The organism is Fodinicola feengrottensis, assembly GCF_010993775.1.
GTDB classification, from domain to species: Bacteria; Actinomycetota; Actinomycetes; order Mycobacteriales; family HKI-0501; genus Fodinicola; species Fodinicola feengrottensis.
Map to the genome: position 1 here is coordinate 40166 of NZ_WOTO01000060.1, position 16136 is coordinate 56301.

The 16136-nt window shown below is 66.1% G+C and carries 17 protein-coding genes and 3 pseudogenes; 5 read left to right on the forward strand and 15 right to left on the reverse strand.

What is annotated here, in order from left to right; translation table 11 throughout:
• Positions 1–11: 11 nt before the first annotated feature.
• From GNX96_RS39075 to GNX96_RS39115, 9 genes and pseudogenes are all read right to left on the reverse strand, one after another.
• A complete protein-coding gene (locus GNX96_RS39075) occupies positions 12–1163 on the reverse strand; it encodes an aminotransferase class V-fold PLP-dependent enzyme (protein ID WP_163572720.1) in 1152 nt (383 codons plus the stop codon).
• A complete protein-coding gene (locus GNX96_RS39080) occupies positions 1160–2032 on the reverse strand; it encodes an acetylxylan esterase (protein ID WP_163572721.1) in 873 nt (290 codons plus the stop codon). The genes GNX96_RS39075 and GNX96_RS39080 overlap by 4 nt, the downstream gene beginning before the upstream one ends.
• A pseudogene (locus GNX96_RS66025) lies at positions 2029–2984 on the reverse strand (acetylxylan esterase). The gene GNX96_RS39080 and the pseudogene GNX96_RS66025 overlap by 4 nt, the downstream one beginning before the upstream one ends.
• The gene (locus GNX96_RS39095; RefSeq protein ID WP_163572724.1) at positions 2981–4147 is read right to left on the reverse strand and encodes an ABC transporter ATP-binding protein; all 1167 of its coding nucleotides are present in this window, start codon (positions 4145–4147) and stop codon (positions 2981–2983) included. The pseudogene GNX96_RS66025 and the gene GNX96_RS39095 overlap by 4 nt, the downstream one beginning before the upstream one ends.
• Positions 4148–4150: 3 nt before the next feature.
• Positions 4151–4351: an ABC transporter permease family protein gene (locus GNX96_RS58690; RefSeq protein ID WP_279582658.1), complete on the reverse strand. Its 201-nt coding sequence runs from the start codon at positions 4349–4351 to the stop codon at positions 4151–4153.
• 13 nt (positions 4352–4364) lie between these two features.
• Positions 4365–4598, reverse strand: a pseudogene (locus tag GNX96_RS66030) (ABC transporter permease subunit); the annotation flags it as partial.
• Complete coding sequence (locus GNX96_RS39105; RefSeq protein WP_163572726.1) at positions 4598–5770, reverse strand: ABC transporter permease; 1173 nt, start codon at positions 5768–5770, stop codon at positions 4598–4600. The pseudogene GNX96_RS66030 and the gene GNX96_RS39105, both read right to left, overlap by 1 nt.
• A 295-nt stretch (positions 5771–6065) precedes the next feature.
• Positions 6066–7232: an ABC transporter substrate-binding protein gene (locus GNX96_RS39110; RefSeq protein ID WP_163572727.1), complete on the reverse strand. Its 1167-nt coding sequence runs from the start codon at positions 7230–7232 to the stop codon at positions 6066–6068.
• A gap of 73 nt (positions 7233–7305) precedes the next feature.
• Positions 7306–8748 (reverse strand): hypothetical protein, encoded by a 1443-nt coding sequence (locus tag GNX96_RS39115; RefSeq protein WP_279582659.1) that lies wholly within the window; start codon positions 8746–8748, stop codon positions 7306–7308.
• A gap of 291 nt (positions 8749–9039) precedes the next feature.
• Between GNX96_RS39115 and GNX96_RS39120 the strand changes: the two genes are divergently transcribed.
• Genes GNX96_RS39120 through GNX96_RS39130 form a run of 4 tightly spaced genes read left to right on the forward strand, consistent with a single transcriptional unit; the run spans position 9040 to position 11240 of the window.
• Positions 9040–9885 carry a magnesium transporter MgtE N-terminal domain-containing protein gene (locus tag GNX96_RS39120; protein WP_313885903.1) on the forward strand — a complete coding sequence of 282 codons (846 nt, stop codon included), beginning with the start codon at positions 9040–9042 and terminating at the stop codon, positions 9883–9885.
• Complete coding sequence (locus tag GNX96_RS61780) at positions 9885–10280, forward strand: CBS domain-containing protein (protein ID WP_313885904.1); 396 nt, start codon at positions 9885–9887, stop codon at positions 10278–10280. The genes GNX96_RS39120 and GNX96_RS61780 overlap by 1 nt, the downstream gene beginning before the upstream one ends.
• Positions 10273–10788: a DUF1003 domain-containing protein gene (locus GNX96_RS39125; protein ID WP_163572728.1), complete on the forward strand. Its 516-nt coding sequence runs from the start codon at positions 10273–10275 to the stop codon at positions 10786–10788. The genes GNX96_RS61780 and GNX96_RS39125 overlap by 8 nt, the downstream gene beginning before the upstream one ends.
• Before the next feature lie 11 nt (positions 10789–10799).
• Entirely contained in the window at positions 10800–11240 is a 441-nt protein-coding gene (locus GNX96_RS39130; RefSeq protein ID WP_163572729.1) for an SRPBCC family protein, read from the forward strand.
• Positions 11241–11370: 130 nt separating this feature from the next.
• Here the strand turns inward: GNX96_RS39130 and GNX96_RS58695 are convergent, their stop codons facing one another.
• The 3 genes from GNX96_RS58695 to GNX96_RS39145 are packed head-to-tail and all read right to left on the reverse strand — an operon-like array spanning position 11371 to position 13218.
• Positions 11371–12030: an AzlD domain-containing protein gene (locus GNX96_RS58695; protein ID WP_279582660.1), complete on the reverse strand. Its 660-nt coding sequence runs from the start codon at positions 12028–12030 to the stop codon at positions 11371–11373.
• A complete protein-coding gene (locus tag GNX96_RS58700) occupies positions 11985–12395 on the reverse strand; it encodes an AzlC family ABC transporter permease (RefSeq protein WP_279582661.1) in 411 nt (136 codons plus the stop codon). The genes GNX96_RS58695 and GNX96_RS58700 overlap by 46 nt, the downstream gene beginning before the upstream one ends.
• A gap of 10 nt (positions 12396–12405) precedes the next feature.
• Complete coding sequence (locus GNX96_RS39145; protein WP_163572731.1) at positions 12406–13218, reverse strand: AraC family transcriptional regulator; 813 nt, start codon at positions 13216–13218, stop codon at positions 12406–12408.
• 161 nt (positions 13219–13379) lie between these two features.
• Here GNX96_RS39145 and GNX96_RS39150 point away from each other — a divergent pair.
• Positions 13380–14533, forward strand: a pseudogene (locus GNX96_RS39150) (Mrp/NBP35 family ATP-binding protein).
• Positions 14534–14648: 115 nt separating this feature from the next.
• On the opposite strand, the gene GNX96_RS39155 reads toward GNX96_RS39150, so the two are convergent.
• From GNX96_RS39155 to GNX96_RS39165, 3 genes are all read right to left on the reverse strand, one after another.
• Entirely contained in the window at positions 14649–15116 is a 468-nt protein-coding gene (locus tag GNX96_RS39155) for a Sec-independent protein translocase subunit TatB (RefSeq protein ID WP_163572732.1), read from the reverse strand.
• A gap of 115 nt (positions 15117–15231) precedes the next feature.
• Positions 15232–15384, reverse strand: coding sequence for a PDZ domain-containing protein (locus GNX96_RS39160; RefSeq protein ID WP_163572733.1), 153 nt, complete (start codon positions 15382–15384; stop codon positions 15232–15234).
• A partial coding sequence (locus tag GNX96_RS39165; protein WP_163572734.1) for a S1C family serine protease occupies positions 15381–16136 on the reverse strand: 756 nt, incomplete at its 5' end. The genes GNX96_RS39160 and GNX96_RS39165, both read right to left, overlap by 4 nt.

Genomic DNA, 16136 nt, shown 5'->3' on the forward strand with positions numbered 1-16136 from the left:
TGTTGTCAACATTATCGGCGCCGAGACTCCAACAGGCGGCGCAGTTCGGACAGCACCAGCTCGTCCTCGCCGTTCTGCAATGTCTGCGGGTTCAGGGCTATCACGTCGGGATCGACGGCACCGACCGCGATGTGCGGATCCGCGGACCAGAGCGCTTCGACCAGACTGTCCCGGTCCCAGCCGCTGGCTGGTCCAATGTGGACCATCGCGCGTCCGTGCGGTTGGCCCGCCTCACTGGGATAGCCGCGCTCGACCTCGATACCAGGCAGGCCGGAAAGGCCGGCTATCCACTTCTGTACGGACGTTTCGTACGCCGCCAACAACGCCGGCTCGTCCTGCTGAAGAGACCATTCCACCGCGGCCAGCAAGCCAAGCAGCTCCTCTTTGCCGACCTTCATGCCGCGACCGAGCGAGTGATTCGGGGCACCGTTGGCCCGCGCCGCCTCGATCAGCCAGCCCTTGCCGACCATCAGCCCGGTCGACTGCGGGCCTCGCAAACCCTTGCCACCACTGAAAACCGCCGCGTCGGCGCCGACCTCAGCGGTGAAATGCCACAGCGAGGAAATCGGCGGCACCTGGGCGGCGCCGTCGACCACCACAGGCACTCCGGCCCGGTGCGCGATGTCCACCACTTGCTCGATCGGTAGCGCGCCAGCGCTGAAGTGAGCACCAGCGAACCACAGGACGCAGGCCGTGCGCTCGTCGATCGCGGCCGCCAGCTCGTCAGGTTCTGGTCCCACCTCGACGATCCGGACACCGACTTGGCGCACTGCGTAGTCGTACGCGTTTCGTTGACTGCCATAGATAATGACCGTCTTCTCGCCGGTCTTATCCAGATATGGCAAGTCTTCGATAGCGACCGGATTCGGGCCGCCCTTCGGCCCTGAAACGCAGCCGATTACGGCAAGCGTCAGCAGCGCGGCCGCACCACTGGAGACAAGGGCGGCCTCATTGCCAGTCACTTTCGCCAGTCGTTGGCCCACCGCGCGATGTAATTCGAAGACGTCCACGAAATTCCGGGAAGCCGCGGCCATCGCCGGCAGCACCGGCGGCGCGACCAGCGAGCCGCCGAGTTTTGTCAGCGTCGCGGCCGCGTTGACCACCGGGCGCAGACCCAGCGACGCGTACGCCTCGTTCACATATCGATCCGCGGGCGCTGTCATGCGGACGTACGGTCGAATCGTGACAGCGCCGGCAACCCGAATTTCCCCGCCAGCCAGGCATCCGCGGCGTCGTTGTCGGTCTGCCCCTCGTGGCTGACCACATACCGTTCGGCGTCCAGTTTCCCGGCAAGCGGCAGCAAAGCACTGGTCTCGCTGGAAATATCGACGCGTACGGACGCCCGAACCGCCGCCGCGTGCCGGTCCGAGTCGAAGAATTCCAGCGTACGACTCACCGCGTCAGTGTCCGCGGGAGTCGTACGGAGATGGTCGTTGAACTCCTCCATCGGATAGTCCGCGGTGGCCTTGCGCAGTTCCGCCGCGCGGTAGAGCAACGCGCCGGTGACCTGCAGCGCCGCGAAGACCGGCCGGCGGGCCGCGGTGAGCACGGCCAGGTCATCTCCGACGACAGCGATCCGAGACTGGTCGACTTCGGGAAGGCCGCTGAGGAATTCGGCGGCCCGCAGGCAGTCGGCGACAATCCCCCGGTAGACGTACCTGGAATCGTCCGCGATCCGGTCCGTCAGCAGGCCCGGATATGCGGCCGCATAAGGAGAATCCGCGGTCCGCTGACCGCGGTGCGCGATCGTCAACGTCACGTATCGGAGCCGGTCGTTGTAGTGCGGCGGATTGTTGACGCTGCCGTAGCGCGGAGTGGCCAGCAGCGCCGGGAAAGGGCCGTCGCCGGTCGGGATGCTCAGATACCCGAAAATCCGGTACGCGCCAAGGCTGGTCAGCCGCACTTCGTAGCCGGTGAAATCGTCAGTGCACCGGCCGGGGATCCGCTCGATCACCGGCCGGGCCGGTAAGTCTGTCAGCTCGATGTCTATTTTCTCCCAGTACGCCGTGAAATCCGCGTCTGTGATGGTCACTCCCCCCCCCCCGCCGCGCCGGGCTTGAGGTGCCCGGCGAGGAAATCGTCGACCTTGGGCAACACCCAGTGCAGCCCGGCGTCATGGCCACAGCGCTCGTACGTGTGCAGCTCCTTCTCGCATTTCATCGCGTCGTACACGGCGAATCCAGTCTCTGGCGGGCAAACATCGTCTTCCAGTCCGATGTAGACGAACATCGACGCCCGGATGTTCGGCGCGAAGTTGACGCCGTCGTAGTAGCCGACCGTCTCGGCCATCTGCTGTTCGTGGTCCGGGTGCACGCGCAGGTACTCGTTCATTTCCTCGTACGGGTACGAATGCGTCAGCTTCGCCGAATCCATGAAACCGCACAGGTAGGGCGCGCCGGCCGCGCCGCACTTGATGACATCCGGCAGCAGGGCGGCGGTGGTGATGGTGAGCGCACCGCCCTGACTGGAGCCGGACAGTCCGACCCGGTCGGCGTCCACCTCCGGCCGGGTCAGCGCGGTTTCCACCGCGCGAACGGCATCCACGTAAAACCCGCGATATCCGTACGTGTTCGGGTCCACGATGTTCTCGACCAACAGCCCCGGATAGCCCGGGTTGAAAAGCTGGTTCGACCGGAGCTTGCGCGCGGCGCGACGGCGAAGGCCGCATAGCCCTGTTTCGCCCAGTGCTTGGGAACCGTCGGCTCCGAGATATAGCCCGGAAGCATCATCAGCGCCGGATAAGGTGGCGGCAGATACTCGGGGCGTGGCACCGCGAACCAGCCGGAAATCCGTACGCCTTCCCAGCTGTCGTAATGCACATCGTAAACAGCGATTTCCTCGGTCGAGCGCTCCGGCACATAGTCGAACGACGGCCGCAGCGGCACCGCGGCCACCTGTTGCAAGGTAGCGGCCCAGAATTCCTCGAAATCATCTGGCCTGTGCACGTCGACGGTGTAGCGCTGTGGTTCCCGCACCCGCGTCACCCGGTATCCCCCTTCGCAGCTGCCGGCGATTGGTTGGCTACCACTGAATCCTGCCGGTTCAGTGGGGTCGCCGAGCGCGCCGCCAGCACCGCGCGCCCGTCGGACGGGTCGAAAAGATGTACTTTTTCGGCCGGAAATTCGACGGTGACCTGGGCGTTGACGCCGACCTGGTAGGGCGCCGGCACCCGCGCCTTGACCAGCTGCTCACCGAGACTGACCGTGACGAGTACGTCCGCGCCCAGTAGTTCGGCCACGAAAATCTTAGCCGCGGTACCGTTTTCCACACCCAGGAGGACATCTTCCGGACGGATGCCCAGCACGGCTTCGCGGCCGGACAGGTCGTCGACCGCGGCCGACGCGTGGTCGGGCAACTCGATCGCGATGCCCTGGTGCCGGAACAGCAGTTTGCCGTCCTCCCGCTGGACTTCGCCATGCAGGAAGTTCATTGGCGGGCTGCCCATAAAAGACGCCACGAACAGGTTCGCCGGCCGGGCGTAAATCTCCTCCGGCGAAGCACACTGCTGAACCAGGCCGTCCTTCATCACCGCGATCCGGTCGGACATCGTCATCGCCTCGACCTGGTCGTGCGTCACGTAGATGAAGGTCCGCCGCAGGTCCGCGTGCAGCCGCTTCAGCTCGGCCCGCATCGTCACCCGGAGCTGAGCGTCCAGATTGGACAGTGGCTCGTCCAACAAGTACGCGCCGGCGTCCCGGATAACCGCCCGTCCCAGGGCGACCCGCTGGCGCTGGCCGCCCGAGAGTGCCTTTGGCTTGCGTTCCAACAAGTTCTCGATGCCGAGCGATGCGGCCACCTGGTCCACCCGGGACGCGATCTCCGCCTTCGGTACGCGCATCATCCGCAGCGCGACCCCCGATGTTCTGCGCGACCGTCTTATGTGTGGATAGAGAGCGTAGCTCTGAAAAACCATCGCCACGTCCCGCTTGTTCGCGGGTAGGTGCGCGACCGGCTGGTCATCGAAGAATACCTCGCCGCCGGACGTACGTTCCAATCCGCAAATCATCCGCAGGGTCGTCGACTTCCCACACCCGGACGGTCCGACCAGGGTCAGGAACTCCCGGTCCGCGATGGTCAACGACAGGTCGTCGACGGCGACCACACCGCCGAACTCCTTGCGTACGTTCTCCAACCTGACTTCAGCCATCGTCTATCCCTTCACCGAACCGGCGGCCATGCCCTGCACGATCAACCGCTGGCAGATCAACACCAGCACCAACGGCGGCACCACGGCCACCACCCCCGCAGCGGCCATCAGAGTGACCTGCGTGTTCAGGTCGGTGGCGAAGTTGGCCGCGATCACTGGCATCGTCTGCGAACTGATGGTGCTGGTCATGAACAACGCGAACATGGAACTCGTTCCAGGCGGTCATAAAGGCGAAGATCGCCGCCGCGACCAGCCCGGGCGCGGAAATCGGCAGGAACACCGACCACATCATCCGGAACCACCCGCACCGGTCCACCCGGGCCGCGTCCTCCAACTCCCGTGGCACCGAACGGATGTAGTCCTTGAGGATCCAGATCGTGATAGGCAGGGCGAAAGTCGTGTACGACAAAATCAAAGCGCCATACGTGTCCAGCAAATGCAGCGCTCTCATCACCAGATAGAACGGGGGATGATGATCGCGATGCCGGGCACCATCCGGGTCAGCAGATAGACGATCAGCAGCACTTGGCTGCCCTTGAACTGAATCCGGGAAAACGAGTAGGCCGCGAAAGTTCCCAGCACCAGGTTGAAAAGCGCGGTGGTGAGAGCCACGATCATGCTGTTCATCAGCGCGTACGGCGTGTCCGCTACGGCGTGCGAGCCGAGCAGCGCCTGGTCGGTGGTGGGGTGGATGAAGCCCAGGAAGTTCGCCAGCGTCGGGTCCTTGGGTAGGAAGTGCGGCGGCACCGAGGTCGCGTCCACCTCGTGCATGAAGCTCATGTTGACGATCCAGTAGAACGGCAACACCAGCCACAGCGCGAAAAGGATGGCCACCGTGTAGAGAATGATCTTGCGCCACGGAATCCTGGACATCAGCGGGAGCGCCGGCCGGCTGGCCGGAATGCTGGTCATATCTCGATGCTCCCCTTCTTGTAGAGCACCGAGATGTAGCCGATCGAGATCACCAGCGTCACCAGGGTGATCACCCAGGAGTAGGCGCTGCCCAGACCGAAGTCGGTGTACGTGAGGACGGTGCGGACGTTGAGCACGGCGATCACGTTGGTGGCGTCGCCCGGCCCACCGCCGGTGAGGACGTAGATCGTGTCGAACGCGCGGAAGGCGTTCATCGTCTCCAAAATCAGCACGATCAGCAGCGGGTGCAACAGCCACGGCAGGGTGACCTGCCGGAATCGCTGGAAAACCCCGGCCACGGTCGACTTTGGCCGCGTCGTACAACTCGCCCGGGATGGTGGACAGCCCGGCCAGCAGGATGATCACCGTGAACGGCAGGGTGTTCCAGACCTGCGCCACCGCGGTGATCAGGAAGGCACCGGTCGGCGAGGTGAGGAATGCCTGGTACGAGTCGATAAATCCGAGCTGGTAGAGCAGTCCGTTCAGCGGTCCGGTCTTCGCGTCGAAAATGGTCCGCCACATCAGACCGTTGACCACTCCGGGCATGGCCCATGGCAACAACACAAGACTACGCAACAGACCGCGGCCGACGAAGGTTTCGTTGAGCACCAAGGCAAGGGCGGTGCCCATGAGCACGGTCAGGCCGAGCACCACCACCACGAAACCGACGGTCACCTTCAGCGAGGTGAGAAACTCCGGGTCGGTGACCAACGAGAGGTAGTTGCCGAACCAGACGAACCTCTCCAGCGCCGGCAGCTTCAGGTTGTATTTGTGCAGGCTCAGCCAGAACGAATAGCCCGATCGGGTAAGCGACCAGCACGCCGATCACGATCATCGCCGGTGCATTCAGAAAGTACGCTCGGAGAGTGTCACTGATCCCGCGCCGGGGCGGCCGGCGCGGCGGCTTCACCTCCTGCGCACGCGGTTTCGTGGTGTCCACGGCTGTGGTCGCCACGGCGTCAGGAGTATTTCTTCTTGAGGGACGCCACCGACTGGGCCAGGGTCTTCACCGCCGCGTCCGGGGTGGTCTGGTTGTTGATGATCTGCTGGACCGTCTTCTGCTGCTGGTTCTCGTACTCGCTGTACCAGGGCTGCTTGATGGCCGTCCGCGGCCGAGCCAGCGAGGCCAGTTTGGCGTAAATGGTGGGATCCGCGAACTTGCCAAGCGTCTGCAGCACGTCCGGGTCCTTTTCCAACGCCCGGAACGGAAAGCCGAGACCCTTCTGCTGGAACCAGAACTTGGACGTGTACGGCTTGCCGCTGGAGTCCAGTCCGCCCATGTAGTTGAGGAGTTTGAGCGCCTTGTCCTTGACCTCGGTGTTCTTGCCCAGGCAGTACATCCGGGTGTTGCTGACCGTGCCGACCACCTGGCCGTCCAGGCTCGGAACGTACGCGATCTTGAGCTTTCCGGCGGCCTTGGACTTGGTCGGGTCGTTGTAGTCCCCCGCAGCGCGTAACGAGCGCCGACGGTGAACGCGTACCGCTCGGTTTTCATCGCGTTGTCCAACGGAACCGGCAGCAACTGGAGCACCGCCGGGTCGATCACCTTGCTGACCGTGGCGGCCTTGTGCAACCAGGCGAACACGTTCTTGGCGGTGGCGTCCTTGCCGTCCATGGTCGGCTCACCATTGGCGTCGAAGAGGTCACCGCCACTGGCGAAGATCAGCCCCCAGACCCACGCCCACCAAGTGTCCTGCAACTGCCCGGTGACACCGATCGGATACTGCAGAATGCCGGCGTTCTTGATTTTCAGCGACTGCTGCTCAAGCTCGTCAAGACTCTTGGGCGGTGCCGAAATGCCCGCCTTCTTGAGAATGGACTCGTTGTAGATCAGACATTGCGAGTCGGTGTAGTACGGCAGGCCGTACCGCTTGCCACCGACGGTCATCGCCTGCGCGTTCGACGGGTAAATGCCGGAATAGACCTCGTCGACGCCGGCCAGGCCGTCGATCGGTTGGAGGTAGTCCGCGCCCACCCAGCCAGCCAACGAGTCGTCGTACACGTAAAGCGCGTCAGGACCGCCGCCACCGGTGAATTCGGCGACCGTCTTCTGCACATACTGCGCGCTGGTGATCGGCGTGTACGCGACCTTGATGTCCTTGTTCAGCTGCTGGAACCGGGCGACGTTCTGCTGGACCAGCGCGGATTCGTAGTCCCAGCCGGAAAACTTCACCGCACCGGAGCCCCCGTTGCCGCCGCCCCCCCGCAGGCGGCCAGTGCCGAGCCGAGCACCGGCAGGCTGGCGGTCAGCGCCCCGAGTTGCAGCACCCGCCGCCGGCTGAGGTTTGTTTCGCGAGGTCCATGATTTTCCTCTCGGATGGATCGATCGTCCGGACCGCCACGCCGCGGTCACCGGACGAAGACAACGGGTTCTTCTCGGAGATCAGGTGTCGCTGATGGTCGCGGCGATCGTCAGCTGGTAGAGGTTGGTGGGTCTGCCTTTGCGGTTGACCTGCGCGCTTCCCCGCTGTACGGCCAAACCGCTGGCGATCAGCTTGCGGATCAGCCGCCGCCCACTCGGATCGGTGATGCACAGAGCGTCGGCGAGGTCGCCAGGAGACAACGGTTTTCCGGCCAGTTTCCGGTCCACCGCGGCTAATCGTGAGATGGTGGCGGCGGACAGGCCGGCTTTGCGGGCCAGTTTTTCCAGGTCCGCGCCATGTTCGCGGTAGGTGAAGCTGAGCGGTGTAGCGCCGGGCCGCAGCGGCCCGACCATCAGGCCGTCCTCGTCCATCAGGCAGCCGCACGGTGCGCCGTACTGCTCCGCCTGCGCGGCGGCCTTCTCGGCCAGCACCCACATTTTTTCGCGCCGACGAACCGATCCCGAACCCGAACCCGGCCGCCACCCGCAGGCCCAAGTTCGTGTGAGCGGTCCCGACCACCGGCAGCGATGACCAGTTCTGGGTGACATCGTTGAAAAGTGCCCGATGGGCGAGCACGACCACACCGCGCCGGCCGCGGTTGTCGACCCAGGCGTCGGCGAATTCGGGGGTGTTCAACAACATGTTCAGCAGACCCACCCGGGCCCGATCCAGGTTGGAGTCCTTGTCGAAGCCGACCACCGAGAAAATGCCGGCGGCGAAAGACAACTCGCGAGCCCGTTGGGACTGGATCCGCAGCACCAGCTCGTGAAGTTCGGCTCGTACGCTGGACTTCAGCGGCGCCACGTTGAGCAACCGCACCTTTTCGCCGAGCCGCCGGGTCACCTCGCTTCGCACGGTGATGACATATCCGCCCGGATTTTCCTGCTGGAATTTCTGGTGGAAGTCGATGATCTGGTCGTAGGAGGTGTCCGCCGCGTACGGCAGGCAGGCGATCTCGTCCGAGCGCATTCCGAGCGCGCTGGTGACGTCCTCCACGATCGACCGGTCGAAGGTGTCGATGCTGATGGGGCCTGGCGCCCAGCCCTGCCGCAGCGCCCGGCCAATGGTGAGCGTGAGCTCCAGGGTCGTGTAGCGGGTCACTGACAGCGGCAGGTCCGGTGGCAGGAAGTCGCGGCAGGCGTCGTACGGGACCAGGCCGAGGATCATGCCGTCCAGGTGGACGCGGCGCAGCATCGCCTTGACCTTGGGTCGGATCTCCTTCTCCTGGTCGTACGCCACCACCTCCAACTGGACGCCGGTGAGCGTGCCACTCGCCTCCACCAGCCGGTCCTGATGAGAGCTGTGCAGGACGAGCCCGAGAACCATCCGCATGCCGCCGCCAATACGATCTATGTCCGTAAATAGCTCGTTGAAGGATTTGGGGTACCGTTCCACGGCTGGCGGCCAGGGTCAAGACTGCACTGATTCAGACCTGTGTTAATCTGCGGTTTCGCAGGCCTACAAACCCGGACATACGCTTCCCAGCCTCTCTTCAACGGGAACTCAGTGCCCCTTGGGGACAGCAACACCAGGGGACGGTTAACGAGCCATTACCGAACCCGTACTGGGGTGATGCGGCAGGCCGGCTGGGTCGCGGGCCGATTACGCTCTACAAATGTGACGACGGCGACGCGGATCTACCTGGCCCGACTGGCCGGAATCTCGGTTTTCGACCCGAACGCCGAACCGGTCGGCAAGATCCGCGACACGGTCGTACGCCTCGGCGCACAGCCGCCCCGGGTGACCGGGCTGGTCGTGGACATCACCCAGCGACGCCGGATCTTCGTCCCGATCGGCCGGATCACCTCGCTGGACGTGGACGCGGTCGTGCTGGCCAGCGGCACGGTGTCGCTGCGCAGGTTCGAGAAGCGGCTCGGCGAGACACTCGTGCTCGGGGAGTTGCTCGACCGCCGGATCACGATGGCCGGCAGCGACGTGGCCGCGACCGTTATCGACATGGCGATGGAGAAGTCCCGTACCGGCGACTGGCAGATCAGCCGCGTGGCCGTACGCGAGACGATGCCGGGTTTCCTGCAGCGGCGGCGCGGTCAGCTGCACCAACTGGACTGGGAAGACGTGCTCGGGCTCGCGGTTCCGGACCAGGAGCAGGGCGCCGACACGCTGATCGAGATGATCACCGAGATGAAGTCGGCGGACGTGGCGAACCTGCTGCACGACCTGCCGGCCAAGCGCCGCAACGAGGTGGCCGAGGCACTGGAGGACGAGCGGCTCGCGGACGTCCTGGAGGAAATGCCGGAAAGCGACCAGATCGACATTCTCAAGTCGCTCGACCGTGAGCGGGCCGCCGACGTGCTGGAGGCGATGGACCCGGACGATGCCGCCGACCTGCTGGCGGAGCTGCCGGAGCAGGAAAAAGAGGGCTTCCTGAAGCTGATGGAGCCGGACGAAGCCGCCGGCGTACGACGGTTGCTCGTACACGAGGGGGCACCGCCGGCTCGATGATGACGACCGAACCAGTGATCATCGCCGCCGATGCCACCGTCGCCGAGGCGCTGGCCCGGATCCGGATGTCGGAGTTGCCACCGGCGCTGGCCGCGCAGGTGTACGTCTGCCGGTCCCCGCTGGTCACTCCGACCGGCCAGTACCTCGGGCTGGTGCATTTTCAACGCCTGCTTCGAGAACAGCCCAGCGTGCTGGTCGGCGGAGTGGTCGACTCCGATATCGTGCCGCTCACCCCGCACACGTCGCTGCCGGACGTGACCCGCCACATGGCCACGTACAACCTGGTCGCGATGCCGGTGGTGGACGGCGAACAACTGGTCGGCGCGGTCACCGTCGACGACGTCCTTGACCACCTGCTGCCGGACGACTGGCGAGAGCGGAGTCTGCATGCCTAAGGAAAACTTGGCCCGGCGCCGGCTGGACCAGCCCAAGGGCAGCGACCGGATGGTGCTGCTGTCCGACCCGGACCTGTTCGGTCGTCGGTTCGCCGAACGGGTGGCCCGGTTCTCCGGCACCGCGCAGTTCCTGATCTACATGACGATCGTCATTGTTTTGTGGCTGCTGTGGAACACATTGGCGCCCAGACATCTGCAATTCGACCCGTACACTTTCACGTTCCTAACTCTTTTGTTGAGTCTGCAGGCAAGTTATGCGGCACCTTTCATTCTGCTCGCGCAGAACCGGCAGACCGACCGCGACCGGGTCGGCATCGAGGAGGACCGGCAACGCGCCGCCGCATCCAAGGCGGACACCGAATACCTGGCTCGCGAAATCGCCGCGCTGCGGATCGCCCTCGGCGAGGTGGCGACCCGCGACTTCGTACGGTCGGAATTGCAGCGGCTGATTGAAGACCAGCGCGACGACGAAGAACGTCCGCGAAAAAAAAAACGCGAAAGAGTCTAGAAAGGAACTTCATGGCAGAGGTCACCGCGTCGACGGCTCGGGTGCTGGACGCCCCGGCCGACCGGGTTTTCGCGGCCGTACGGGACTATTCCGGTGCCCGGCAACGGATCCTGTCCGAGCAGTTCAGCGAATACGAGGTGCAGGATGGCGGCACCGGCGCCGGCACCCGGGTGCACTGGAAGCTGCAGGCCACCAAAAGCCGGGTCCGGGACTGCCTTTTCGAGGTCAGCGAACCAGGTTCGCATCAGCTGGTGGAAAAGGACGCCAACTCCAGCATGGTCACCACCTGGACGATCAGCCCGGCCGGTGATCGTACCGAGGTGAAGATCAGCACCAGCTGGGCCGGCGCCGGCGGAGTCGGCGGTTTCTTCGAGAAAACCTTCGCGCCACTGGGTTTGCGGCGGATCTACGACGAGCTGCTGACCAACCTGGACAAGGAAGTACGCGCCTAAGAGCAGGTTGTGCCGGGCCGCTGGAAGGGCCGTGGCTCATCGACTGCAGCACAATGTCCCGCACTCGACATCGAGTGCGGGATTTTGTGCCGCACTCAACGACCAAGACCACGCTGTCCGCGGTCAGATCTCAGAAGAAGAGGCGTACGAGTGCCGCCGTGACCGCTGCCACCACGACAATCACGATGAAAGGTGCGCGCAGGAGCAGCGCGATGACGGCGGCGGCCAAGCCGGCCGTACGAGCGTCGATGACCAGTCGTTGGCCGGTTGCGAACGCTTCCACGGCCATAAGAGCGGCGAGCAAGGCGACGGGGAGCAGCTCGACGGCACGGCGGATGCGCGGCCGTTCCAGCACTTCGTTCACCCGGGGCACGCCGGGGAGCAGCAGCCCGAGCAGCTTGATCCCGTAGCTGCCGACGGCGGCCACTGCGATCGCTATCCAGAGCGTCACGTCGGGTCCTTCGCGGGTCGGTGGCGCAGCAGTACGGGCAGGATGACCAGCGCGGACAGCAGGACCGGTACGCCCGGCGGGAGCAGTGGCGTGGTCGCGAGGGCCACCAGCGCGCCGCCGATCGCGATCAGCCGCTCGGTCCAGCCAGCTCGCAGCCGGGGCGCCAGCAGGCCGAGGACGCGCGGGCGGCGCGGCGGCGTCCAGGCCGAAGGTCTGCGGGTTGCCCAACACGCTCGCGCCGGCCGCGCCGACCAGGGTCATCGCGTTCCAAAGCACGAAAACCGCGCCGCCAGTCACCCAGAACCCGAGCCGCGACAACGCCGGTTCCGGCTGGGCCACCGCGACCGCGGTGCTCTCGTCGATGACGAGTGGGGGGCGGCGAGCAGTCGGCGTGGCCCGCCCAGTCGCAGCAGCCCGGCCAACCGCACGCCGTACATCGCGTTGCGTGCCCCCAGCAACAGTGCGGACGCGACACCGCTGGTCAGGCCAGCCGCCGGACCGGCCGCGGCGATCACGCCGACCAGCGCGAACTGGCTGCCACCGGTGAACATCAGCAGGCTGAGCGCGCAGGACTGCCAGACGGACAAGCCGGCGGCGGTGCCGGCGGCTCCGAAGGCGACGCCGTACGCACCGGTGGCGGCGCCGACCGCCAGCGAGGCACGGATGACCGGCCGCCGGTTGGCGGTCGCGGTGGAGGTCGTCATAGCGGTCAGGCTACGAGCGCTGGCACCGGATCTCTTGAACGTTCTTGCTCAGCCGCTCGGATCGGTACGCGCCTGGGGTGACGCCGACGAACTGCTTGAAATGCCGGGTCAGGTGGGCCTGGTCCGCGAACCCGGTAGCCGCTGCGGCGGCAGCGGGCACCTCGCCGGCGTCTAACAGAGCACGCGCTTTCGTCACCCGTTGCTGGACCAGCCAGCGATGCGGCGGGAGGCCGGTGGACGCCCGGAAGGTGCGTACGAGCGCGTACTGGCTCATGCCGACCCTGCGGGCCAGCTCGTCCAGCGCCGGCGGATCCACCAGCTGGTCGGCCAGCAACTCCTGCACCTGACTGACCACCGCCGGCCGTGGCCGCGCCGACCGCCCCCGCCCGGGGCTGCCGTGCCGGCTCACCAACATGGCGATGGCCTGCAGGAACAGCGTGGTCGCGGCGAGCGGATCAGCGGTCTCGTACGCGGCCCGGTGAGCGGCCGCGAGCACCCCGGCGGTGGCCGGGTCGTCCATGATCGCCCGCGGGAAGGACGGCGTGCCACGCACGCCGGTCACCTCGGCGGCGACCGCGGCCACCACCGCCGGCTCGGGGTAGAACATCCGGTAAGCCCAGCCGGCCGGGCCGCCGGCAGAGCCGGTGTGCACCCGGTCCGGCTCGATCACCACGATCTGCCCGCCGCCGGCCTGGTGGAACCCGCCGCGGTAGTCGAACGCCTCCAGCCCGTCGGTGATCACGCCGATCGCATACCCGGAATGGGTGTGCCGGCCGAAGGTGTGAGTGACATATCGCGCACGGAGCAGGTCGGTATCGGGCACGCCGGGATGCCGCCATGCCGCCGTGCCGCGCCACCTCCCGTACCTGCCGCATTTTCCCGACCCTACCCGGCACCCAGCGACGATGACCCGGGTCGAACCCCGCCGGCGGTTACCGCTGCCGGGGGAAGCTGCGCGTACATACGGCGCCTAGCGGTGGGGACATGCCCGCAACCACAACCGCCGCCGCGCCGACCGAGGACGCGATCCGCCAGGCGCTCGCCGGCGTCAACGACCCGGAGATCCGCCGGCCCATCACCGATCTCGGGATGGTCAGCGACGTACGGGTCGAACCGGACGGCCGGGTCCGGGTCGAGGTGTGCTGCTGACGGTGTCCGCCTGCCCCATGCGGGACACCCTGACCAGGGACGTCACTGCCGCGGTCACCGCCGTACCAGGAGTCAGCGGCGTCACCGTCGACCTCGGGGTGATGACAGCTGAGCAGCGCAAACAGCTGCAGGAGAAACTTCGCGGCCCGGGGCGGGCCGAGCTGGTCGTGCCGTTCGCTCAGCCCGGGTCACTGACGCGGGTGTACGCGGTCGCGTCCGGCAAGGGTGGTGTCGGCAAGTCGTCGGTGACGGTCAACCTGGCCGCCGCGCTGGCCGCCAAGGGGATGTCCGTCGGCGTGTTGGACGCCGACATCTACGGCTTCTCGATCCCCGCATGCTGGGGGTGCAGGGCAAGCAAGCCGACCAAGGTCGAGCAGATGATCATGCCGCCGCAGGCGCACGGCGTGAAGGTGATCTCGATCGGCATGTTCACTCCCGGCAACACCGCGGTGGTCTGGCGCGGGCCGATGCTGCATCGCGCGCTGCAGCAGTTCCTCGCCGAGGTCTATTGGGGCGATCTGGACGTGCTCCTTATGGACCTGCCGCCGGGCACCGGTGACATCGCGATCAGCGTCGCCCAGCTGGTCCCGGGCGCCGAGATCCTGGTCGTCACCACCCCCCAGCAGGCCGCCGCCGAGGTGGCCGAGCGGGCCGGGTCGATCGCCCTGCAGACCCATCAGCAGGTGGTCGGTGTGGTCGAGAACATGTCCTGGTTGGAGCTGCCGGACGGCCAGCGGATGGAGGTCTTCGGCTCCGGCGGTGGCGAAGCGGTCTCCGCCGCCCTCGGGCGCTCGCTGGGTACGAAGGTGCCGCTGCTGGGCCAGATCCCGCTGGACACCGTCGTACGCGAAGGCGGCGACGCGGGCGTACCGGTCGTCCTCTCCGACCCGACCAACCCGGCCGCCGCCGCGTTGCTGAGCATCGCGGACAAGCTCGCCGCCCGCCGCCGTGGCCTCGCCGGCATGTCTCTTAAGCTCTCCCCCGCGTAAGACTGTCTCTAAGCATCTTGCCGACGGGTTAAGCGGTGGTTTGCGTTGTTGATCTTGGTTAGTTGGTCGGTACGAAAAGAACATTCCGGACTGATGCCCGGTTTGTACGGACTAACTAACCAAGATCAACTTCCCAAGCGCGCGGATCAGGTGGCGTCGGCGTCGTAAGGGGCGACGCTGCGCGCGCGGCTCCGCGGCCTTGACCAGCGAAGTCGTGGGGGCCGCCGGACGTGACGCTCTTGGGCGAGACGTTGGTCAGCGAGTGCGCGGTGTCGTTGATGGAGTCGGTCACGTGCTGCACGTCGCCGAAGGCCTCCCGCAGCGGGCGCGACAGGTCGTCGACCTCGTCGTCGTCCGACAGCAGGTGCTTGCGGACGAAAGTCCGCGGGTTGAGGTCGGTGATGTCGATGTCCGTGCCGAGCTCGTTCTGCAGCTCGCTGGTCGCGTTCCGGGCCATCTGCCGGGCCGACCGCAGGAACCGGGCGGCGTCGCCGATCACCTTGGGCAGCCGCTCCGGGCCGAAGATGAACAACCCGAGCAGCACGAGGCTGATGATCTCCATGAACCCGAGGTTCTCGAACACCAGGCCTCCCCATCATCCCAAGGCCCGTAGAAGAGCCACCGTCCAGCCTACGTGCCCAGCCGGGCGTGTCTACCAAGGTCGGGCCAAGATGGCCGAACCGGTCCGAGAAATCCGCTCAGGACGTCTCGATGAGCACCACCGTCGTGGTGTGGACGCTGCCGTCCCGGCTGTATTCGACCGGTACGGCCGTACCAGCGGCCAACTTGCGGACCAGCGCGATCAGGTCGACCTGGTCGCTGACCACCTTGCCGTTGAACTTGGTGATCACACGTCGCCGGACCGCAGCCCGGCCTTCTGCGCCGGACCGGCCGGCACGTCGGTCAGCCTGACGCCGCCGTTGGGCAGCTCGGTGGCGTCCAGACTGGCGCCGATCGCGGTTCGCTTAGCGGTGCCCTGGTGAGTGGGCGTAGCCGTCGAGATGATCTGGCCGGCGACCCGTTTGGCCAGGTTGATCGGGATAGCGAAGCCGATCCCAATGCTGCCCTTGCTGCCGCCGCCGGGGATCTGCGCGATCGAGCTGTCCACGCCGACCACCCGGCCGCCCCCGTCCACCAACGGGCCGCCGGAGTTGCCGGGGTTGATTGACGCATCGGTCTGTACGGCCGCCGTGTAGACCGGCTCCTGGCCGGAGGCATTGCCGTTCTGGTCGCCACCGGTCACCACCGGCCGGTCGATCGCGCTGACGATGCCGGAGGTCACCGTGCCCTGCAGGTCCAGCGGGGATCCGAAGGCGATCACCGGATCGCCGACCACGACCTTGTCGGAGTCACCGAATGGCAGGGTGGCCAGGCCCGACTTGCCGACCTTCAGCACGGCGATGTCGGAGTTGGGGTCACGGCCGACGATGCTCGCGTCCAGGCTGCTCCCGTCCGAGAAGACCGCCTTCAGACTGCCGCCGTTCGCGGCCGGCTCGGCCACGTGGTTGTTGGTGATGATGTAGCCGTCCTGGCGGACCACGAAACCCGAGCCGTTGCCCTGCTCGTTCTGGCCGTGGATCTCGATCGACACCACCGCCGGCTG

Coding starts and splice junctions, on each gene's coding strand:
- GNX96_RS39075 (WP_163572720.1), bottom strand. CDS start 1,163: ATGACAGCGCCCGCGGATCGATATGTGAACGAGGCGTACGCGTCGCTG.
- GNX96_RS39095 (WP_163572724.1), bottom strand. CDS start 4,147: ATGGCTGAAGTCAGGTTGGAGAACGTACGCAAGGAGTTCGGCGGTGTG.
- GNX96_RS58690 (WP_279582658.1), bottom strand. CDS start 4,351: ATGTTCGCGTTGTTCATGACCAGCACCATCAGTTCGCAGACGATGCCA.
- GNX96_RS39115 (WP_279582659.1), bottom strand. CDS start 8,748: ATGGTTCTCGGGCTCGTCCTGCACAGCTCTCATCAGGACCGGCTGGTG.
- GNX96_RS61780 (WP_313885904.1), top strand. CDS start 9,885: ATGACGACCGAACCAGTGATCATCGCCGCCGATGCCACCGTCGCCGAG.
- GNX96_RS39125 (WP_163572728.1), top strand. CDS start 10,273: ATGCCTAAGGAAAACTTGGCCCGGCGCCGGCTGGACCAGCCCAAGGGC.
- GNX96_RS39130 (WP_163572729.1), top strand. CDS start 10,800: ATGGCAGAGGTCACCGCGTCGACGGCTCGGGTGCTGGACGCCCCGGCC.
- GNX96_RS58700 (WP_279582661.1), bottom strand. CDS start 12,395: ATGACGACCTCCACCGCGACCGCCAACCGGCGGCCGGTCATCCGTGCC.